The sequence below is a fragment of the Bacillus sp. AFS029533 genome (assembly GCF_002585125.1).
Lineage (GTDB): Bacteria > Bacillota > Bacilli > Bacillales > Bacillaceae_G > Gottfriedia > Gottfriedia luciferensis_B.
In genome coordinates this window covers 1-21,480 of record NZ_NUQC01000016.1, presented here as the reverse complement: position 1 = coordinate 21,480, position 21,480 = coordinate 1, and the positions used below count along the sequence as shown (strand labels likewise).

Genomic DNA, 21,480 nt, shown 5'->3' with positions numbered 1-21,480 from the left:
CTAAATCCCCCAATCTTGAAGATTTTTTAATTTTTCATAATTGTTAACATGAAGATGGATAAATTCATCTACTCCAAATTGTTTGTATAAACTCATTTCTTCAATCGTTGGTTTTACTGCCAATAAGACCTTTGTTTTTGATTCATACTCTTTAAACTGTTTTGTTAATTCAGGTACGATTTCTGGATATTGATCATCACCTGAACAAATTACTACAATAGTGGATTCAGATTGTTTAAAGGCATGAACTATTTCTTCCATCGAGTTAAAGCCTTTATTTCGTGTAACTTTAAATCCTCCAACTTCAAAAAAATCTGTAACAAAATCCGTTCGAGCTTTATAAGTTGCAATTGGTCCGAAATTAGCGACGAACACCTCCGGATAATCACCATTTTTATTTTTATATCTCTCTGAATTTTGGCGAAGAGATTCAAACGGTTCAGCCCCACGGTGAATATGTAAAGGTAGGATTACTGGGCTTGTCATATTTGAATAATTCATTGCATCTATCAAATCAACTATTGTGGCTCCATTATTAAGCGCGTTAATTGCATTTTCAATTGAACATATCTTAGAAAATTCGTGTAAATCCTTAGTGAAATGTTCAGCAGTTGATTTTGATTCAACTTTTTTCGATTTTAGAGCAGCTATTCGATTATTATTAGAGGTTTTTGCGTTTAAGGGAGCCTCTTTTAAGTTTGGGAAGATATTTGTCCCAATAAATTTATCTTTTCTATATTTAATATTTGTTGCTCTTTCTTTTGCCGTTTGATGAACCATTTCCTGTGGAAAACCAGATTGAAGTGCTTTAAACTGGCCACCTACTTCTTCAACTTTTTGGAAAAGTTCCCAAGCTTTTTCAGCTAAAGTATAGGTAAGTTTTTCGATATACCAAGACCCACCAGCAGGATCAGATACTTTAGATAAATTGGATTCCTGATCAAGTATTAATTGAGTATTTCTTGCAATTCGTCGTGAAAACTCATCTGAAGGTTTGATTGCTTCATCGAAAGGTGACACATGAAGACTATCAGTTCCCCCTATCACCCCAGCAAAAGCTTCTACAGTCCCTCGAAGAATGTTTACATATGGATCATAAATCGTTTTATTCCATGAAGAAGTTCGAGTATGAATTTTTATTTTTTGTGAAGTTTCATTTCCACCTAGTTCTTTAATAACTTTTGACCATAACAATCGAGCTGCTCTTAACTTAGCAATTTCCATAAAGAAATTAGATCCAATCGAAAAAGAAAAGCTAATATGTTGTGCAGCATTATCAACCGCAACTCGGCGCTTGTTCAATTCTCGTAAATAGTCTAATCCAGTTGAGATGGCAAAAGCTAATTCATGTACTGCATTTCCACCTGCATCGTGATATGAGTTCGCTTGAACAATTATACTTTCTACATTTTGTGCATTTTTTACCGACCAGTTGGTCATTTCTGTCATCATGTCATAAGCTTCGTTTAATGAATAAGGTAAAGTTCCTTCTTTAACTAACTGTCCTAATGGATCCATACCGAGAAAACCTTTAACCTTTTTCAAATCATAATTTTGTTGTTTCAAAAAAGTAATAAAAGTAGAAAATAAAGCTTGTCCACCATATACAGTTTCGATATGAAATGGAATTTCTTCTAAATTTATATTTTTAAACGCCTGCTCAAAATCTTTTACGGTTTCAATAGATAACCCTCTTTGTATTTCGTTCTCATAATTATTTGACAAATTTGTTTCATCAAGAACAATTTTTAAAATCGTTTGACCTTTATCTAAATCATGTCTGGCAACACGATTAAATTCTTCAGGAGTAGAACAATCTAATTCCTGACAAATTCCCCATGGCTCTTCAAGATAACCTAATTTACTTATTCCTCGTATATATGGATATTCACCTGGCAATGCGTCTAAATATGGATAATTTTCGATATCCTCTTTTTGATACATTGGCTGTAAAGATATTTCTTCATATGTTTTTGTGACAAGTTTTTCTTCAATCGTTGCTCCTTTTAATGACTTTCCCACAACATCTCTCCACTTTTGTGTTGTCGGTTTTGGAAAGTCACTAAACAACTCGGTGTTATAATATTTTTTATTATCTGACACTTTAATTTACACCCCTTCCAATTTCTCCTTTTTAGCTTCAACTATGAAGTTTGTTTCACTAAAAAGAGGGGTTGCCCAAATTCAACTAATTGACCATTTTTAACAAGTATTTCTACAATTTCACCTTTTATTTCTGCTTCGATTTCATTAAACAATTTCATTGCCTCTAATATACAAACAACAGTTGATTCATCAACTTGATCACCTTTATGAACATATGATGGTTCACCTTCAGCTGGTGCTGCATAAAACGTCCCTACCATCGGAGAAATGATTTTCGTATGTTTTTCTGAAGATACTTCGTTTGGCAAAACCTTTTTTTCAACACTTTCAACTTCACCTTTATGAAATTGTATAGTTGGTTTGTGGTCATTACTTCCTTCTCTTTCAGGTAGTACTTCTATTTTTGAATTGATAGATTGAGAAGATAGACTACGATCATTCCCTAGAATTAAGCTATTATTTCTTTTTATAGATACCTTAGATTCACCATTCTCTATTTCTATATGTTGGATTGATGATTCATCAACAAGCTTGATGATTTCTCTAATTTCATGAATTTTATACATATTTCTCTCTCACTCCTCTTCTACTGATTTTCGGATTTATTTTGATAATAATTCTGGATTCGTTTCAAGGAATTTTGTGTTAAATTCGCCATTTACAAATAATTCATTCTCAAATAATCTTTGATGGAAAGGTACCGTAGTATGCACACCTGTTATAACCATCTCATCTAATGCTCTTTTCATTCGTTGAATTGCTTCATCTCGATCTTTTCCCCATACAATAATTTTCGCAACCATTGAATCATAAAATGGAGAAATTTCATAACCAGGATATACTGCACTGTCTACCCTTACGCCGTAACCTCCTGGTGGAAGATACATTTCAATTTTCCCTGCTGAAGGCATGAAATTCTTTGAAGGATTTTCGGCATTAATTCGGCATTCAATTGACCAGCCATTGATCGTTACATCACTTTGATCAAATGATAAAGGATATCCTGCTGCTACCATAATTTGTTCCTTTATTAGATCGATACCTGTAATCATTTCTGTGACAGGATGTTCTACCTGAATGCGAGTATTCATTTCCATAAAAAAGAATTGACCGTGTTTATCTAATAAAAACTCTACTGTTCCTACCCCATGGTATCGAACCGCTTTTGCTGCAGTAATAGCTGCATTTCCCATTTCTTGACGCAGGTCTTCTTTTAATGCAGGTGAAGGCGCTTCTTCTACTAATTTTTGATGACGCCTTTGAATCGAACAATCTCGTTCTCCTAAATAAACGACTTTTCCCATCTTATCCCCAATTATCTGGATTTCCACATGACGTGGTTCTTCAATATATTTTTCGATATATACATCAGAGTTTCCAAATGAAGTTTCAGCCTCATTTTGAGCTTGTTGGATCGCTTTGCTTAAATGACTACTATCTTCAACGACTCTCATTCCTTTGCCACCGCCTCCAGCACTTGCTTTTACAATGACCGGAAAACCAATTTCACTTGCAATTTTATGGGCTTCTTCAATATCATGTATAACTCCATCTGATCCAGGAACAGTTGGTACACTAGCGTCCTTCATCGTATCTCGAGCTACGGATTTAGCCCCCATTTTATTGATTGCTTCTGGATTAGGTCCAATAAACGTTAGATTACATGCGGAGCATATTTCCGCAAAATTTGCATTCTCAGCCAAAAAGCCGTATCCAGGGTGAATGGCATCTGCATTTGTTAGTAATGCGATACTTAATATATTTGTTATATTTAAGTAGCTCTCACTAGATGCAGTTGGGCCTATACAGTAGGCTTCATCGGCGATATGAACATGTAAAGCTTCACGGTCAGCATCAGAAAATACAGCAACAGTTGCAATCCCCATCTCTTTACAGGCTCTGATTACTCGTACAGCTATTTCTCCTCGATTAGCAATCAATATTTTTTTAAACATTACATATCCCCCTTTTTGCCAGAAATCTTAAATAGAGGTTGTCCATAATCAATTAGATCCCCAATATCATAAAGGACTTCAACAATTTCACCATTAATATCTGAATAGATATCATGAGATATATTCAGTCCACCAACTCTACATTGGGCTATCAATTTATTTTCTTTTACTAGATCACCAACTTTAACATTCGGTTGAAATGTACCAATAAATTGCGATTGGATAATATGTAGCTCTGTACTTTCCACATCTTCTGTTACGAATACATTGGGTAATGAACTAGTGGGGTCAGTTTGTATTGGAAGTCTTTCCACTGGTTCACTATGTAAATTTGACATTGAATCTTTTTTTATTAAAATTCTGTGATCCTTATTTTTTATCTCAAGTTCATTTAGTGTAGATTGATCAATTAATCTCAAAATTTCTCTAATTTCTAATATCTTCATATCTGAATGCACTCCAGTATAGATTTGGTTTTATCGTTTTAAATAGAAAGTAATGCTGAGAACAAGATTAAACAATTTCATTTTTTTCAAAGTCATCATCGTGCATTTTCAAATTTGGATCTTCTAATGCAAAATCAATAAAATCTTTAATATTCTCACCTGAATATAGTATGTTGATGTTCTGATTTTTTACCATTTCAATCACTCTTCTCAATATCATTAGATCACCCCACTATTCACATTTTTTCTAGTGATAGGCCAGACGCTTTCTTGTAATATTTTTGGTTAGCCCGAAAACTTTTGTAATACTGAAATAAAGTTTTAAATTGTCGCTATATGTTATTAAGATTTTGTATGTTCACAACATGGTAAGAAGTTGGTTAGTTTAAAAAGAACTGTCCATTTATTTACACATGTTGAGTGAAAAATGGACAGTTTATTTTTTCCGAGAATAATTTTCTATTTTACTAGATTTAGATTATTAATTGTTTCCTTTGTATGAACACCTAGCGGAACTCCAACATGCTTATAAATAGGTGTAAAAACAGATGACTTTATTGGACAAGCAATCTGTTTCTGATACCCCCCATTTAGTCTTGGAACATCTACGATCATTTTACGATCAGTAATCTGTAGATGTTCACTTGCTTCTTTAACTGAAAGAACTGGTTCAACACAGGCATCTAAATCTTCAAAAATTGCCTTCCACTGGTTAAAAGTTTTTGTGAGAAAGGCAGCCCTTACTTCTTCCTTAAACGCAATGATATCCTCTGATTTAAAACTAAAGCTAAGTCCAATTAAATCTTCTCTTTCAATTCCTTGACAAAGGAGCTTTCTAAATTGAGGTTCTATACTACCCACAGAAAAGTAACGTCCATCCTTCGTCTCATAGTAATCATAAAATATTCCACCATTCAGCATCGTACTTTCTAATTTAGGATTAATTCCACCCATTAAACAATCAGCCCCAGCTAACGCATTTAATGCAAAACTGCAATCTGTCATACTAATATCTAGCCATTGTCCTTCACCAGTTCGATTTCGATAAATAACAGCAGATAATATACCTATAGTACTGTGTAATGAACCTCCAGCAACATCTGCTATTTGTACCCCTGCAGGCGTTGGTCCTATATTTCGACGACCAGAATAGCTTGCAATCCCGGAAATGGATAAATAATTATTATCGTGCCCAGCACGATTTCGATAAGGACCTGTTTGTCCAAATCCGGTAATAGAACAGTATATTAATTTGGGATTAATCCTCTTTAATTCTTCATATCCCAAACCTAGTCGCTCCATTACACCTGGACGGAATTGCTCCATAACTATGTCATATTCTTCTATTAATTTTTTTACGGTTTCAATGGATTCTTCCTTTTTCAAATCCAAAGCAACTGACTTCTTAGAGCGATTTAAATAGCCATGTGCCACCGAATCATTACCGTCTCGAGGAAACCCTTCACGTACTAAATCTGGCCTCGTAGGTGATTCCACACGTAAAACCTCTGCGCCAAGGTCAGCCAGCATCATCGTCGCATATGGTCCGGGAAGTAAAGTGGAAAAATCCAATATTTTTAATCCATTTAATAGGCTCATATGTAGTCTCCTTTTCTTACACATTTGCTAAAAATGAGTGTTTTCTATGTAAAAAATACTGATTGACAATACAATCAGTATTTTATTAAATCTTGCTACTAATCTCTAGAAGGGAGCGTTGCTTCAAAAATACCAGAAACTTTTACCTCGCCTACTGAATTCGTCGCAAGTACTTCTCCTATTACCCTATTATTCTCTTTTTTTTCAATGATTTTTCCAAACACTTGAATTTCTTCACCAGGAAATGTCATTTTCCGAAAACGAACAGACACTTTATTCACATATTTTCTTGGAATCCAAGTTGTTATTCCTTGTGAAGTCATACCCATGACTAACATACCGTGGGCAATAATTCCAGTTCCTGCTTGCTTTCCTACTTCTTCAACAGTATGAAGTGGGTTAAAGTCCCCTGAAGCTCCTGCAAACTTTACTAATTGAACACGTGAAATCGGAGCTTTATTTACCGTTTCAAAAGTGTATCCTTCATATAGATCTTCAAAAAACATTTTCTTTACCTCCTTTGTATTTAATGTCGATGAACTAATTTAGCCCTTGAAATGGCAACTAGCTCTCCTCTTTGATTTTTAAATTGGTTTTCCATCGTTACAAAATCCATTCCACCTGAAGTTCCAATTTTTGTTTCTGCATGAACAACTTTACCTGTAACTGTTAGTTGGTCTCCCGCATATATTTCACCAAAATATTCATATTCTTGTTCACCATGTAAAATTTTTACTGGATTAAATTTTAATTTAGCAATTTGTTCTTCAAATCCAGTTTCATTCCCAAATGATTCGATTACCTGTAAATATGTAAGCGGTACAGGAATCCCGTCATATCCAGCATTTTGTGCCACATCTAAACTTCGGAAAATTGGATTATCATCCCCAATCGCATTGACCAATTCAAGGATCTTTCCTTTCTCCACCCCGAAGCTAAATGTACTTAAATCCATTCCTACTAATTCTTTAACCTTTGTCAAAATAATCACCTCATTTTATAAAATCTTCTTCAAATTACAATTACTTTATTTTGTTTTATGCTTTCTTATACATTGTTACGACTACAGCTCCCCCAAGCCCTAGGTTATGTTGCAATGCGACTCTAGCATTATCGACTTGCCTCTTTTCTGCTTGACCACGTAATTGCCATACTAACTCCGTACTTTGTGCCAAACCTGTTGCTCCAAGTGGATGGCCTTTTGACATTAATCCTCCTGATGGATTTACGACATATTTACCACCATACGTATTATCACCGTTATTGATAAACGTTTCTGCTTCCCCTTCACCACAAAGCTTTAAACCTTCATAAGTAATGACTTCGTTTGGAGTAAAACAATCGTGTAATTCAACTACATCGACATCCCCAGGTCCAATTCCTGATTTTTCATATACCTCGTTAGCAGCTCTACGTGTCATATCAGCTCCAACGATTTGAAGTTCATCCTCAAATGATTTTAATGTGTCAGTAGCCATTGCTTGAGCGACGATTTCAACTGCATCTTGTTTCCCTTGCTTTCTAGCAAATTCTTCACTACAAACGATAACTGCGGCTGCTCCACAAGATGGAGGACAGGCCATAAATCTTGTTAAATAAGGTGGATGAATCACTGGTGAGTTCATTACTTCTTCAACCGTTAAAGGTGTATGAAACATTGAATACGGATTATTAATTGCATGATTTCTAGTCTTAACAGCAACTTTTGCAAAAATATCTGGATTTGCTCCATATTTTTGCACATATGCTGTTCCAGCTGCACCAAAAATTCTTGCTGGACCAGTATTTCCAACCGCACCAGGTTCTAATTCATCTAAACGTTCCAAAAATGTTTGTAACGGATTTGTACGGTCTCCCCATACATTTCCTAATGCGCCTGGCTTCATTTCTTCAAAACCAAAAGCAAGTGCACAGTCCACTACTCCAGAAGCAACTGCTTGACGAGCTAAAAATAATGCTGTCGATCCAGACGAGCAGTTATTATTTACATTAATGACTGGAATACCAGTCATACCTACTTTATAAAGAGCAGCTTGACCAGATGTACTATCTCCATAAACATAACTTGCAAATGCCTGTTTAATTTCTTTAAAATCAATTCCTGCATCCTTTATTGCTCCACTAATTGCCTTTGAAGCCATCAATTCATAAGGCTCTTGTTTTCCAGGCTTAACAAATTTGACCATATCTACGCCGATTACTTTTACGTTCTTACTCAATGTATATCCCCCTTTTTAGTCATTTGACATTCAATTCATTAATGAAAGACACAAATTGTGTACCTTTAAAATTTACTGTTAATTAGAAATATTCAGTCAAATAAACATAAACTAATTACTACTAATCTATTAGCTTGAATAACCATTAACTAAAATCAAGTATATAATCCACCGTTAACATGAACGAGTTGACCATTTACATAGTTTGATAGTGGTGATGCAAGGTAAAAAATAGCTTCTGCAGCTTCGCGAGCTGATCCAATACGTTTTTGAGGAATTGTTTGTATAAACATATTACGCACTTTATCTGGAATACCGACTGTTACTCCATCAACAACTTCCCCTTCTTCTTTTGGACGAGTAAGGCGTGTATCAATGAATCCATAAGCAACTGAGTTCGCATTAATATTAAATTGTCCCCATTCTTTTGCAACAGTTTTTGTTAGACCAATAATCCCTGCCTTTGCTGATGAATAATTTGCTTGTCCTACATTTCCAGTTGATGCAACTGAAGATACATTAACAATCTTTCGATGATTAATGATACCTTGTTCCATTTCCTTTTTAGCCACGTCTCTCATATATGGTGCTGCTGCGCGAATTAGACGAAATGGTGCAACCAAATGAATATCCAGCATCGCCTGGAATTGATCGTCAGTCATTTTATGAATTAATCCATCTGATGTATATCCAGCATTGTTCACTAATATATCCAATTTACCAAAATTATTAATAGCAGCAGCAACAATATTCGTTGCAAATTCTTTCGCTGTAATATCACCACAATAGACAGCTGCTTCTCCTCCATTTTCACGAATAATTGCTGCAACTTCTTCAGCTGGAGTTAGATCCTTATCTGAAACGACTACTTTTGCTCCTTGTTCAGCAAATAGTAACGCTACTTCTCGTCCAATTCCTCGACCTGAACCTGTAATAATTGCAACTTGGTTTTCTAAAAATTTACTCATGATTTTCCTCCTAAAAAATAATTATTAAAAATCTATTTCAACTTTTATGTGGTAAATGTAGTCTTACATCAATACAATTGTATTTGTCATATATTTATTTAATTAAACATCAAAATTCTTCTATAGAAATAGGATTCTTGTTATTTAAATGAAGAATCGTTCTTAAAGCTTCTTGATATTCCTTACTTAAATACGCTTCATCCATTGTTCTAATTCAGCTGTTGTTCGAGCGTTTAATGCTGGAAAAGAACCAATGACGCCTGCTTTACAGCTTTCAATAACTGTTTCTGGATTTGATATTAGAAACATTGGTGATACGAAAACTGGGAAACTTAATTGTTCAAGAATGTATTTTGGTAATTTCTTTTTCATATGTTTCATCCCCAAAACTAATTTTTCTCTACCTAAAGTATTTGACATTCCATAGAGTTCAACATTTTTAAGAATAGAGCTAACGATCAATTTTAATTGTTTTTGTTTCCAGTACGTTTTCTATTTAAACAACCCTCCTCTATGTTTTCAATTAATCAATTAGTTTACTTGTCTCGTAGTATCTTTCCAAAATTGCTCACGTAAATTACGTTTTAATATTTTTCCAGCCGCTGTTTTAGGGATTTCATCAGTAAATAATATTGATTTAGGTACTTTATAATTAGCTAAATAGTTTTTTGTAAACTGAATTAATTCGTTTTCTGTAATGCTACTTTTAGGTTCTTTGACAACTACTGCCAAAACAGCTTCGCCCCATCTCTCATCTGGAACACCAATTACAGACGCTTCGATTACATCTTGATGTTTATAAAGTACATTTTCTACTTCAGTTGAATAGACATTTTCTCCGCCAGTAATAATCATGTCCTTTTTTCGATCGACGATATAAATATAATTATCTTCATCTATAGTTGCCATATCTCCAGAATGGTACCATCCATCTTTTAATGACTCTGTTGTTTCAACTGGTAGATTCCAATAACCCTTCATAATATTTTGACCACGAGCGATAATCTCGCCCGTTTCACCTGGTTTTACATCTACTCCATGTTCATCAACAACTCGTAAATCAACTCCAAAAACAACTCGACCAGCTGATTTGAGCCTTCTTTCACTCTGCTCATTACCATCCGTTATATGATCTTCTGCAGTTAAATAAGTTAAACATGGTGAAGCTTCGGTCATTCCATATGCCTGTTCAAATTGTAATTTTGGAAAGGAGTGTTGAATTTTTTTCAATAGTTCAAATGGCATTGGAGAAGCTCCATATAATATCTTCTTTAAAGATTTTAAATGCTCCCTATTAAAATCAGGATCATTTACTACCATATTTAGCATCGTTGGCACAAGTACACTATCCGTCACGTTATTTTTTTGGACCTTATCTATAAATAATTTAGGTGTAAACATTCTTAAAAAAGTATGAGTGCATCCTACCATTATTGCATTAATCATAAAGGTAGCATCTGCTAAGTGAAACATAGGGGCACTATGTAAATAGGTTGAAGTATGATCTAAACCGGTAAACTGAATAGTTTGGTAAAAATTACTAACCATATTACGATGAGTCAGCATAACCCCCTTTGAACGGCCTGTTGTACCACCTGTATAGAACAACCCTGCAACATTATTCTCATCAGTTACATCATATTCAAGTTCCGTATCTGGTTCATTTTTAATAATATTTTCATAGGAGAGCAATTCTGAATCCTTCATTTCCTCATCTGCCAAAATATATTGTTCGATTGAAGGAGTATTTATTTGTAAAAAAGGTACTACTTTTTCGAATTCTTTATGAATAAAGAGTAGTAAAGCTCCTGAATCATTTAAAGTAAATTTTAGTTCCTCTGGAGATAAACGATAATTTAATGGAACAATAATCGCTCCAATCGCAGTACAAGCATAGAATAGCTCTATGTATCGGAAATCATTGAGCATTAATACACCGACACGATCACCTTTTTTAACATTGTTCTTTTTTAGCCAACTTTTTAATTTTGCTGTCCGATTTGCTAACTGTTTATACGTGAATTGATAATCATCATCTAAAATCGCAAGCTTATTTGGCCAAATGATTGAAGAACGAATTAGCGCTTTTGTAATAATCATTTATACTTCTCCTTTTATTTTATTTGTTAAATAAAAATGAACAGTAGTAATTTGATTCAAACAGTTTCAAAAAGATTTTAAATAATTTCTAACTTATAATCCCATGTTGTCGGCAATAATTACCTTCATTATTTCATTTGTCCCTGCAAATATAGGTAAAACTGCTACATCTCTATACCATCTAGCTATCTCATATTCTTCCATAAAACCATATCCTCCGTGCAATTGTAGACATTCAGAAGCTGCTTTCTTTGCTAATGCTGTCGTCCACCATTTTGCCATGGATACTTCAGTAACAACATTCTCTTTTGCAATATGTTTTACAATTAAATCATCTAGAAAAGTCTTTCCAATCGTAATTTCAGTTGCAAGCTCTGCAAGTTTAAATTGTGTATTTTGGAATGATCCAACTGGTTTGCCAAATACTTTACGTTCTTTTACATAGTCCATCGTAATATCTAGAATTCGTTTAGCACTGTATACAGCAGTTATCGAGCACATCAATCTTTCCTGCTGAAGTTTTTCCATTAAATAATAAAATCCTTTATTCTCTTCCCCTAGAAGATTTTCTACTGGAACTATGGCATCTTCGAAAATAAGTTCTGCGGTATCTTGAGAATGTAAACCAACCTTATTTAATTTTTTCCCTCTTTTAAATCCAGGGGTACCTTCCTCTACAACAATTAGACTAATCCCTTTATGACCAGGTACTGCCTTAGGGTCTGTCTTAACTGCTACAACAATAAGATTTGTTAATATCCCACTTGAAATGAATGTTTTTTCACCATTAATCACAAAGTGATCACCTTTTCGTACAGCTGTTGTCTTAATACCTGAAAGGTCTGAACCTGTACCTGGCTCTGTCATTGCAACTGAAGACATGTATTCGCCGGTAACAGCACCTGGTAACCATCGTTTCTTCTGCTCTTCATTCCCGTAACTTTGAATATATGGCATAACAATATCATTATGAAGACCTATTGCAGTTGAAGCCCCAAGTCCAATTTTAATCAATTCTTCAGCCATTACGATACTGTAGCCAAAATCCGCATTCAAGCCACCGTATTTTTCATCTACCCAAGGACATAAAAAACCATTTTCTCCTGCTTTTCTCCAAAATGATAGAGGTACAAGATGATCTTCTTCCCACAGATCTACAAAAGGGATTGCTTCTTTTTCTAAAAATTTCACGAATGCTTGTCTAAAAATATGGTGCTCCTCATTCAAAAAACTTCTTGATGAATTCTTACTTTCTGATAATACTTTAGCCATAATGTCCCCTCCTAAAAAAAATTCCAACCTATATTTAGCTATAAATCAAGAAGTATACCAATTATAGAAACTATCAAACATTGAATTCTTCGTTGGAAACTTCTAAGAGTTGTCTTTCTTTTTAACAAAATAAGTATTTCATGTCTCTAAATGATGTCTATTTTTTAATACACAAAAACTTCTAATTATATTTAGCTTAAGATAAAGAAAAATATTAAATTGTTAGTTGTAAATCCTTAATGTTGACGGCAAAATCAACAATTTCAACTGTTCCTCCTACTTCTTTAGGAGAAAAACTATCTTTATGCACAACTACTAATGGAATTCCACACTCAACTTTTTTTAACTCATTTAGAAGAGATAAAGTTGTAGATCTAGTAAAATATAAATCACCTTCGCTAAAATTAATATCAGTCACATTTGTAACAAGCTCTACTTCTTTGTTCATTTCGATATGTAACGCTAAATCTACCCCTATTACTGTATTAGGAACAAGAATTATATCTGGTTGAACAGCATCACAAACTTGTAGAAAAGCTTGTGTGTAGTTATTAACCATATAGATGTTTAGCTTTTTATTCTTCAATAAATACAATTTATTTGCACCATGCTTTGCTAATAATTTTGCAAATTGAGGTAAGTTACGATCAAATCCAATTACATTCAATTCACAACAATCACTTATCTTTTTTGCGGCTGCTAAAACTTCTAAGGAAATTTTAAGTAATTTTTCAGTTTTTGTTTCAACTAAAATAAGAACTTTTCTCATTTTCATCCTCCTCTAACTTCACTTGAATAAAGAATTTTAGTATTTCAATTAAATCTTTCATTTCAATTGAGTCAACAAAGTATGGACTAGCTATCTTTTCCTTTTATTTCAACCTAATCATTTTGCAAAACAAAGTCGATTTTTTGAATTTTCCCTGTAAACGCGAAGTCTCCTATTTCTGCATAGTTTTTGCTTACAGGTAAATATGCATCTCTTCCAACAGTTAATCCATCCATTGAAATTATAAATGGTAAGGTCCTTGGCATATCAACCTCTCCAACATGGTGATCATCGATAAATAGGCTTCCTTTTCCTTGAAATTGACTTGTTTTCGAAAATTCAAAACGTACGGTTGATTTTCCAACCGGTATTTCTTGATTAGATTCAATGATATAGACAGTCTCCACATTATTATACTCATAGTATAAACGGTTATTTTGAATATACATTGTATATCCGCTGTATTGATTTCCGTGCGCAATCAATACACCCTTACTGTCTTTACTCGGACAATCTATCGGTACTGTAATTTTATAAGATCGATTAAGTATAGATGGTATTGCATGAGTATGGCCCATTTTTGGATAGTAAGTAAACTCTGTTCGATATCTTACTTTATCATCAGGAAAAACATAAGAAAATAATTCAACTGTTTTATCAATCATTGGGAGTGCATTATATTTTTCAGCTTCGCCAAACCAGATCTCCTTTAATTCATTCAGTTTCTCTGGAAACTTTTCAGCTAAATTATTTGTTTGAGAAAAATCTTCAATCGTGTTATACAATTCCCATCGATCATCTTCAAAAGGTGTTCCTTTCGTATGAAAAGAAGTCGCCTTCCAGCCGTCATGCCAAATCGCTCGCTGTGCTGCCATAAGGAAGTATTGAGTTTCACGGATCGTTTGAACTTTCTGATCATCAAATGTATACTGCATGCTCTTTCCATGCAACGGCATTTGTTTAACTCCTTTCATTTCTTTAGGTGGACTTATTCCAGCCAAGTCTAAAATTGTCGGAGTGATATCAATGACATGATGGAACTGATTACGAACAGTTCCAATATCCTTGATTCGATTTGGGAAATGATAAATCAATGGAACATGAATTCCTCCGTCAAATGTTGTTTGTTTATAGTACTTAAACGGTGTATTGCTTGCCTGAGCCCAGCCACGAGGATAGTTTGCCTGTGTATTTGGTCCACCAATTTCATCGATGTGATCGAACATTTTTTCAGCCGTCGGTGAAATTCCGCTATAAAAAGAATTTGGTTCCAAAAACCCATCAAATTCCCCCTCCTGACTAGCCCCATTATCAGATAGAAATACGATCATCGTATTGTCTAATTGTCCAATAGTTTCGAGAAACTCAATGAATCTACCTATCTGTTCATCTGTGTGAGTTAGGAATCCTGCATATGTTTCTTGAAATCTTTCGAAGAGACGTTTTTCTTCAGATCTAAGTTTATCCCATTCCTTCACACCAGGATTACGTTCCGCAAGCACTGTATCTTGTGGTACGATTCCTAATAATTTTTGACGTTCCAATCTTTCTTCTCGTATTTGATCCCATCCTTTTGAATATTTTCCTTTGTACATATCAATATAACTTTGTGAGACTTGATGAGGATAATGCTGCGCGCCAAATGCAAGATACATAAAGAATGGTTTTTCTGGGAAAATTGAAGCGTGATCAGAAAGAAATTGTATTCCATGATCAACAAGATCCTCAGAAAGATGATAGTCGGGCTTTTTTGGAGGCTCCACATTATGATTATCGTAAACTAAAGTAGGTGTATATTGATCTGCACAAGCATCTAAAAATCCGTAATACCGTTCAAAACCTTTTCCTAACGGCCAGTTATGAAAAGGACCAGCCGGTGTTTCTTCATATATTGGTGCTAAATGCCATTTTCCTACAGCATAGGTACTATAATCATTTTCCTTTAGAATTTCCGCTATTGTTCCTGCTGAAGAGCTAATTTTACCGCGTGAGTTAGGAACATCAGGACCTAAATCGAAATTTGCTAGAAGCCCCATACCTACAGAATGATGATTTCGTCCAGTCAATAAACTTGCTCTCGTCGGAGAACAAAGAGGCGTAACATGGAAATTATTATAACTCAATCCATTTTGTGCTAAACGATCAATATTAGGCGTCTTAATTTCCGAACCATAGCAACCAAGGTCAGAAAAACCCATATCATCAAGGACTATGTATACAATATTGTTTTTCATTTTTTATGGTCTCCTTTAAATGTAAAAATAATTAATCTGTTAATCTAGCTTTCATTGAGCATCTTAAATCTTGTACTTTCAATTGCATTTGTATTGAACACTCATTAAATGAAGTCAAAAAACACTATTAAAATTCCTTACGAGTGATTAATTTCGCATCCATAGCACAACGAAATCCCATATTTCCTGTAGAACTGTCAGGTGTATTGGAACTACGGGCAGCTACTCGATAACGATTACAGTAAGATTCGTGACAAAGATAAGAGCCTCCACGTATTACCTTTGATGTTCCGTTTGGTATACCTTTGGGATTTTCTTTTGTGTCATATACATGATAGGTAGGACTGAACCAATCAGAACACCATTCCCAGACATTTCCGGAAACATTATATAGGCCATAATTATTAGGTGGAAATGAACGAGCTGGGGCAGTTCCTTTATAACCATCTAATTCGTGATTTTCATTTGGGAATTTCCCCTGCCAAATATTTGCATAATGTTGACCATTCGGATGTAATTCATCACCCCAAGCATATTTTTTTTGTACTAAACCTCCCCGAGCAGCAAATTCCCATTCTGCTTCGGTGGGAAGTCTTTTCCCGGCCCAGTTGCAATATGCTATAGCATCATTCCAAGATACATGAACTACAGGATGATCGACTCTATTTTCAAGTATTGAATCCGGTCCTTCAGGATGTCTCCAGTTCGCTCCATCAACCGCTAGCCACCAAGGAGTCTGTTTAACAAATTGAGTAACTGCCATTCGTGTTTTAATTGACACTAGCGAATGAAAAACAAAGGACCAACCATAAATCTCTGCCTCAGTTTTGTAACCTGTATCAGTTACAAATTCCTCAAACTGAGAATTTGTTACGGTACAAGCATCTAAATAGAAAGGATCCACTTTTACTTTTCGTATAGGTCCTTCACCATCCGCCATATACCCTTCTGGATCATCAGTTCCCATTAAAAATTCGCCACCTTGGATGTAAATTGCATTTTTGTCAAAAATCCCCTTACAGCTTTTAACAATATTTAATCCTAATGATTGAGAAAAAGCTGATTTTTCTTTACTTGGTGAACAGCACCCAGATATTTTTTCTAGTTCCATTCATATCACTCACTTTATGAATTTTATAGTTGCAAAACGAAAACAATAGATTTAGTTTCTCAATCAGTAATTACAACAACCTTTCCTTTATGGGGATACATATGATACAACTAATCAATTAATTTTATAAATTCAAATTTCCAAATAATTTTAAAGATAGATATCAATATCTCATTATGTAAAACTTTTAATTCGAAATATTCTACACTCCACAGCAATGTAGAAACTCGATTTAATTTAAGAAATCTAATTAAACGATAAATTACACCTCCAAAAAATATTAGTTAGTTCATCCTTTAGCGAAGTTAAATTACAACTACAACAATTCATTTTGGAATTTAATTTTCAGAAAAATCTTATACTTCTTAGAAATTAATATACTTTCTCTTTAAGTTAATATAAAGTATAAAATAGTGAGGCTTAATTGACTTTTTTTCACTTTCAAAAAAAAGGAGTGACGAAATGAATCTATTACAAATGGAATACTTAATTGAGGTTGCGAAAACAAAATCATTAATTAAAGCTGCTGAGAATCTTCATATCTCTCCTTCTGGTATTAGTAAAGCCATTACTAATCTAGAAATGGAACTTCAAATAAAGATTTTTACACGTTCGAGGTTGGGTGCTGAGCTTACAGAAGAAGGAAAAATTATTGCAAGTAAAGCGCAGGAAATTATGCTTAAAGTCAACGATATTTCCATTTTTGCATATCAGAAGCTTTATCCAGAAAAAGTTAATATAACATTATCTGTCAGTCCTAACGCAATGTTAATTATTCCTAGCACGCTTGTTACATATAAAAAAAACTATCCCTATAGCCAAGTAGAAGTTTTTGAAAAAAAACCTAATTCAATTTTGTCCGACATAAAAACGGAAAAGATTGATTTCGGTATTACAATATTTACAGACGAAATGGTGGCTTCTAATCCCGAATTGGAGTTTGAAACGATTCTCGAAGGTGGCACAGTAATATGTGCCAGTAAAAATTCTCCACTTGCCTATTTAGAAAAAGTACAAGTTGAGGACCTTGCTAATCAATCTTTGATTCTTACGGAGGATCCTATTTTGGCGGGGTATGCAAATGAACTTATTAACTATGTTCCTGAAATGAATATATTATTTACAACAAACAACGTGAATGTTATTTCTGAAGCACTATTAGAGGGATTGGGTATTATTATCACAATGAATTTATTTTTGAACAAAATAAGCAGTATTCAAAATGGTAGTATTATTACAATTCCATTTGTGTTTCCTCGTTCATTACGCTTTTGCGTTGGAATAGTTCGATTGAGAGGCAAGAAATTATCCGAACATAGTAAACAATTTATTAAAGCCTTTAAACAAAATCTCACTTAAATAAAAACTAGGTTTTCAATATTATTCATTCTTGTTACAATTTAATAATAATTTCGAAAAACAAACAATTTGTCTGGATAATATTGCTTCAACTGATCAATAGTAATTAAAAATAAGCAGCGCTCTAATTGAGTCGTTGCTTATTTCTATTTTAAAATACACTTTCTTTAAAGACTACAGAGCTTGTTTTTTATAAGAAGCAAGATCATGCGTTGAAAATTCTATTAACTACTTCTGTAGCTGAACATCCAACTTTCAATCTATTATTATTTTAAATTTAAAATTGTACATGCTTTCCTTGCCCTGCAGTAAATTATTTCATTTCTTATTGTAAATATACTGCAAAATAGTGAAACAGGAGTTAATTGAAAGAACAGCCTCCCACGAGTAATGTAACTAACGTATGCGTTAGCCATCCATGAACCACAGGATCTCCACGTTGAATGGAAATTTATATCGTTCTTCCATATTAGTTCAATATGGAATCCTATCAATTGTTAATGGAAATATGTAAATTGCTTATCCCTAGTTTACATAAGTATAATCCCTTACCTCAATTGTGAATGTTTAAATCATCTTAGCACATACTAAATATTGGTAATTATTAACATTGAATGCTTAGAGGTGAATAGAATTTGAATAATGCACAGGCTGATTTTACAAATAGTTTTCATAAAAACGTTGAAATAATTAAAGAACAATTACATCATACAACGGAGTTAGTTGTTCGAACGATTCGTATTGGTGAAACCAAGTCATTTGACGTAGCACTCCTCTACCTTGATGATCTCGTGAATGCTGATGTGATTCGGGACTTTATTATTACCCCGTTATTTTTATTTCAGAATATCAAAAAAAACGATACCGGACCATTTATCGACAATTTAGCCTCAAGACATATTCGAGCTTCTTCAGTTGAAATCGTTTCATCTTTCGAGGATGCACTGGGTGGAATTGTCCGAGGTCGAACACTGATCTTAGTCGACGGATATGACAGTGGAATTATCGCAGAAACGACCCAATGGCAACAACGTTCGGTTGAACAAAGTAGCCGACAACGTTCACCAGCTGGTCCGATGATTGGTCTGTCAGAACAATTAAAAGTGAACTTGAATTTAATTCGGAGTTTTATTAAGTCACCTGATTTAGTTGTGGAAATGAAACAACTAGGAAAATTTGCTAAAACAGATCTTTCAATCGTCTACCTAAACAATAAAGTGGATCAACAAGCATTAGAAAATATACGAAAGCGCATCGATACATTAGATGTGGAATACGTTTTGGAATCGAGAGTTGTTGAAGATGTTTTGGAAGGAAAGAAGAAAACAATCTTTCCCCTTATTTTCAATACGGAGATGCCGGATATTGTAGCTGCTGCTTTATATGAAGGACGAATTGCCGTTTTAGTCGATGGTACACCACAAGCTTCCATCGCTCCATCTTTATTCGTTCAGTTTATGGCGCAACCGAATGAATACTACTCAAAAACTGGTAAGCTCACTAATCGATTGATCTTATTCTTTAGTTACTTTTTATCCGTCTTCTTGCCAGGAATGTATGTTGCAGTCGCTAAATTTCATAAAAATTGGGTTCCTGCAAAATTTGCTAAAACGTATTTTACACATTCCGATACCATCCTCCCATTATTTCTAGAAATGACTCTAATGATACTCATTATAAGTATATTAATCTTAGCGGCCTTCCGGATTCAATCCGATATGATTATTGTGGTTTCTTTGGTAGGTACAATGGTGATTAGCACGACGGCTGTTGATGCCAAACTAGTACATCCTCTTAGCTTGATTATTACAGGGATTGCTTTCCTAACAAATTTTCTGTTTGTCACAGGTGGGATGGCTAGTGCCGCTTTTTCGTTACGCTTCTTATTTTTAATCATAGGTAGTTTCTTTGGTTTAACAGCGATGGGAATCGGATTCCTCTTGTTGATACTTTATATGGCTCTCTTACGCTCGGTTGGTGTTCCGTACTTAGCGCCGATCATTCCGTTTCGACCACAAGAGTTTAAAGATGTTTTTTACCGTGGAGATTTAAAGAAATTGATTAACAGTGAACACAAGTATCCTCATGATGATAAAGAATAATTAATAGTTTTCAAAAAAAGGATCTTAATAATAGATCCTTTTTGAACGTCTATTGAATTACACTTTTTCGCACACAGAATTTAATATTTTTTAAGTTTAAATTAATAAAAAATCCTCCTCATTTTGCCTCATAAGTTTAAAATTCCAAACGAACGTCACTACATAAACTGTACTTGCAGTTTTAAAAAATACATATCAAAAAAAACACTAAAGTAAACCCCTTCTTTATATGCTGACGAGGTTAGTTGTCGGATTCGGAATTAAAGCATACATTGATACGACTAGGATAATTTTCTAAATTTATATCTTATTCAACTATTTTTTGAGAAACGAAACATTATGTTTAAAATTGATCAAATTAATGTATTTTTTCATATCATTTCTATTTTCATAAATATAAATATGCTCGATCCAGATGCTATCTTTTATATTTTGAAAACATTTAATTGTACAAGGATAGTTATTATAAAAGCAACATTAATTGAATTCGATTTTTAGTAAATAGTTTAAATAAATTCGGTAATAAGTAAAGTTTAGGATGTCAAAAATAGTATAATATGAGTCACATAATTTTTTTATTGAAAATTATTGACAAACTATTAGCTGCTGGTTTAGTTGAAGAAGAATTATATGATCTTGTTTCAACTTTTTAATTGTTGAATAAAAAATCTTTTTGCAACTTGAACGTAAAAAATCTCCTTCTACAGGAGATTTTTTATTTCGTATTATTAGTTAAAGAGTTAATGCTACATAAAAATACTAATCTATTTGAAACTAATTTAATTTTTTTATGACAATAGAAGCGTTTACGTTCGCTTGGGTTCCTCCAATTACAGTTGCAAGTCCAACAGCTGAAGCAGAAGAATGGTTTCTAAGAGTAAGCACATCAGCAGCTGCAAAAGCTATTATAGCTTGCCCGTTGTTTTGCTGAGTACCAGCACCTGAACCATAGATTGTACCTGCAACCGGCAAGCCATTTACAAATAGTGCAAATTGGTTCGATTCTGTACCTGACACGGAGAAAGTAACTTCGTAAATCCCCGGAGTAATAATTGCAATTTGAGACGTACTAGGGGTATGTGTAATTCCACTTGTCATTATTCCATTTGAATCAAAAATGACATCTGCCTCTACTGCAACCGTCTGAGGAGTTAGATTGAAGATGTATGCGAATTCTGATAAGCCACCTCCTGTTGCTCCTGCTGGACCTGTTGCTCCTACTGGGCCTGTCGCTCCTGCT

At 34.1% G+C, this 21,480-nt stretch carries 19 protein-coding genes; 2 read left to right on the top strand and 17 right to left on the bottom strand.

Annotated features, from left to right (window positions below):
• The 16 genes from COE53_RS08805 to COE53_RS08735 form a co-directional block, all read right to left on the bottom strand.
• Positions 1 to 2,103 (bottom strand): methylmalonyl-CoA mutase family protein, encoded by a 2,103-nt coding sequence (locus COE53_RS08805; protein WP_098947822.1) that lies wholly within the window; start codon positions 2,101 to 2,103, stop codon positions 1 to 3.
• A 41-nt stretch (positions 2,104 to 2,144) separates the two neighbouring features.
• Entirely contained in the window at positions 2,145 to 2,672 is a 528-nt protein-coding gene (gene accB / locus COE53_RS08800) for an acetyl-CoA carboxylase biotin carboxyl carrier protein (protein WP_098947820.1), read from the bottom strand.
• A gap of 36 nt (positions 2,673 to 2,708) precedes the next feature.
• Positions 2,709 to 4,061 carry an acetyl-CoA carboxylase biotin carboxylase subunit gene (accC, locus tag COE53_RS08795; protein ID WP_098947818.1) on the bottom strand — a complete coding sequence of 451 codons (1,353 nt, stop codon included), beginning with the start codon at positions 4,059 to 4,061 and terminating at the stop codon, positions 2,709 to 2,711.
• A complete protein-coding gene (locus COE53_RS08790) occupies positions 4,061 to 4,507 on the bottom strand; it encodes an acetyl-CoA carboxylase biotin carboxyl carrier protein (RefSeq protein ID WP_098947816.1) in 447 nt (148 codons plus the stop codon). The genes accC and COE53_RS08790 overlap by 1 nt, the downstream gene beginning before the upstream one ends.
• 67 nt (positions 4,508 to 4,574) lie before the next feature.
• On the bottom strand, positions 4,575 to 4,727 hold the full coding sequence (locus COE53_RS23905; protein ID WP_176522528.1) for a hypothetical protein: 153 nt from the start codon (positions 4,725 to 4,727) through the stop codon (positions 4,575 to 4,577).
• A 239-nt stretch (positions 4,728 to 4,966) separates the two neighbouring features.
• Complete coding sequence (locus tag COE53_RS08785) at positions 4,967 to 6,106, bottom strand: CaiB/BaiF CoA transferase family protein (protein WP_098947814.1); 1,140 nt, start codon at positions 6,104 to 6,106, stop codon at positions 4,967 to 4,969.
• Positions 6,107 to 6,204: 98 nt separating this feature from the next.
• A complete protein-coding gene (locus tag COE53_RS08780; protein ID WP_097976130.1) occupies positions 6,205 to 6,612 on the bottom strand; it encodes a MaoC/PaaZ C-terminal domain-containing protein in 408 nt (135 codons plus the stop codon).
• 20 nt (positions 6,613 to 6,632) lie between these two features.
• Positions 6,633 to 7,097, bottom strand: a complete 465-nt coding sequence (locus COE53_RS08775; protein ID WP_286162550.1) for an FAS1-like dehydratase domain-containing protein — start codon at positions 7,095 to 7,097, stop codon at positions 6,633 to 6,635.
• A gap of 46 nt (positions 7,098 to 7,143) precedes the next feature.
• On the bottom strand, positions 7,144 to 8,325 hold the full coding sequence (locus COE53_RS08770) for a lipid-transfer protein (RefSeq protein ID WP_098947810.1): 1,182 nt from the start codon (positions 8,323 to 8,325) through the stop codon (positions 7,144 to 7,146).
• Positions 8,326 to 8,480: 155 nt separating this feature from the next.
• Positions 8,481 to 9,293: an SDR family NAD(P)-dependent oxidoreductase gene (locus COE53_RS08765; protein ID WP_097976136.1), complete on the bottom strand. Its 813-nt coding sequence runs from the start codon at positions 9,291 to 9,293 to the stop codon at positions 8,481 to 8,483.
• Between the two features lie 186 nt (positions 9,294 to 9,479).
• Positions 9,480 to 9,665, bottom strand: coding sequence for a hypothetical protein (locus COE53_RS08760; protein ID WP_097976138.1), 186 nt, complete (start codon positions 9,663 to 9,665; stop codon positions 9,480 to 9,482).
• 159 nt (positions 9,666 to 9,824) lie between these two features.
• Positions 9,825 to 11,393 carry a long-chain-fatty-acid--CoA ligase gene (locus tag COE53_RS08755; protein WP_098947807.1) on the bottom strand — a complete coding sequence of 523 codons (1,569 nt, stop codon included), beginning with the start codon at positions 11,391 to 11,393 and terminating at the stop codon, positions 9,825 to 9,827.
• Positions 11,394 to 11,486: 93 nt separating this feature from the next.
• Entirely contained in the window at positions 11,487 to 12,665 is a 1,179-nt protein-coding gene (locus COE53_RS08750) for an acyl-CoA dehydrogenase family protein (protein WP_097976141.1), read from the bottom strand.
• A gap of 214 nt (positions 12,666 to 12,879) precedes the next feature.
• On the bottom strand, positions 12,880 to 13,434 hold the full coding sequence (locus COE53_RS08745; protein ID WP_180242403.1) for an adenine nucleotide alpha hydrolase family protein: 555 nt from the start codon (positions 13,432 to 13,434) through the stop codon (positions 12,880 to 12,882).
• 113 nt (positions 13,435 to 13,547) lie between these two features.
• Positions 13,548 to 15,668, bottom strand: coding sequence for an arylsulfatase (locus tag COE53_RS08740; RefSeq protein WP_098947803.1), 2,121 nt, complete (start codon positions 15,666 to 15,668; stop codon positions 13,548 to 13,550).
• Positions 15,669 to 15,795: 127 nt separating this feature from the next.
• A complete protein-coding gene (locus tag COE53_RS08735) occupies positions 15,796 to 16,779 on the bottom strand; it encodes a formylglycine-generating enzyme family protein (protein ID WP_098947800.1) in 984 nt (327 codons plus the stop codon).
• Positions 16,780 to 17,241: 462 nt separating this feature from the next.
• On the opposite strand from COE53_RS08735, the gene COE53_RS08730 reads away from it, so the two are divergent.
• Both COE53_RS08730 and COE53_RS08725 read left to right on the top strand, forming a co-directional pair.
• Positions 17,242 to 18,138, top strand: a complete 897-nt coding sequence (locus COE53_RS08730) for a LysR family transcriptional regulator (protein WP_098947798.1) — start codon at positions 17,242 to 17,244, stop codon at positions 18,136 to 18,138.
• Between the two features lie 635 nt (positions 18,139 to 18,773).
• Complete coding sequence (locus COE53_RS08725; protein WP_097976149.1) at positions 18,774 to 20,240, top strand: spore germination protein; 1,467 nt, start codon at positions 18,774 to 18,776, stop codon at positions 20,238 to 20,240.
• A 774-nt stretch (positions 20,241 to 21,014) separates the two neighbouring features.
• On the opposite strand, the gene COE53_RS08720 is transcribed toward COE53_RS08725, so the two are convergent.
• The coding region (locus tag COE53_RS08720; protein WP_142350400.1) for a BclA C-terminal domain-containing protein at positions 21,015 to 21,480 on the bottom strand (466 nt) is incomplete at its 5' end.

Bases quoted from the DNA above. Each gene is read 5' to 3' on its own strand.
- accB (WP_098947820.1), bottom strand. From the start codon at position 2,672: ATGTATAAAATTCATGAAATTAGAGAAATCATCAAGCTTGTTGATGAA.
- accC (WP_098947818.1), bottom strand. From the start codon at position 4,061: ATGTTTAAAAAAATATTGATTGCTAATCGAGGAGAAATAGCTGTACGA.
- COE53_RS08790 (WP_098947816.1), bottom strand. From the start codon at position 4,507: ATGAAGATATTAGAAATTAGAGAAATTTTGAGATTAATTGATCAATCT.
- COE53_RS23905 (WP_176522528.1), bottom strand. From the start codon at position 4,727: ATGATATTGAGAAGAGTGATTGAAATGGTAAAAAATCAGAACATCAAC.
- COE53_RS08785 (WP_098947814.1), bottom strand. From the start codon at position 6,106: ATGAGCCTATTAAATGGATTAAAAATATTGGATTTTTCCACTTTACTT.
- COE53_RS08780 (WP_097976130.1), bottom strand. From the start codon at position 6,612: ATGTTTTTTGAAGATCTATATGAAGGATACACTTTTGAAACGGTAAAT.
- COE53_RS08765 (WP_097976136.1), bottom strand. From the start codon at position 9,293: ATGAGTAAATTTTTAGAAAACCAAGTTGCAATTATTACAGGTTCAGGT.
- COE53_RS08760 (WP_097976138.1), bottom strand. From the start codon at position 9,665: ATGAAAAAGAAATTACCAAAATACATTCTTGAACAATTAAGTTTCCCA.
- COE53_RS08755 (WP_098947807.1), bottom strand. From the start codon at position 11,393: ATGATTATTACAAAAGCGCTAATTCGTTCTTCAATCATTTGGCCAAAT.
- COE53_RS08750 (WP_097976141.1), bottom strand. From the start codon at position 12,665: ATGGCTAAAGTATTATCAGAAAGTAAGAATTCATCAAGAAGTTTTTTG.
- COE53_RS08745 (WP_180242403.1), bottom strand. From the start codon at position 13,434: ATGAGAAAAGTTCTTATTTTAGTTGAAACAAAAACTGAAAAATTACTT.
- COE53_RS08740 (WP_098947803.1), bottom strand. From the start codon at position 15,668: ATGAAAAACAATATTGTATACATAGTCCTTGATGATATGGGTTTTTCT.
- COE53_RS08735 (WP_098947800.1), bottom strand. From the start codon at position 16,779: ATGGAACTAGAAAAAATATCTGGGTGCTGTTCACCAAGTAAAGAAAAA.
- COE53_RS08730 (WP_098947798.1), top strand. From the start codon at position 17,242: ATGAATCTATTACAAATGGAATACTTAATTGAGGTTGCGAAAACAAAA.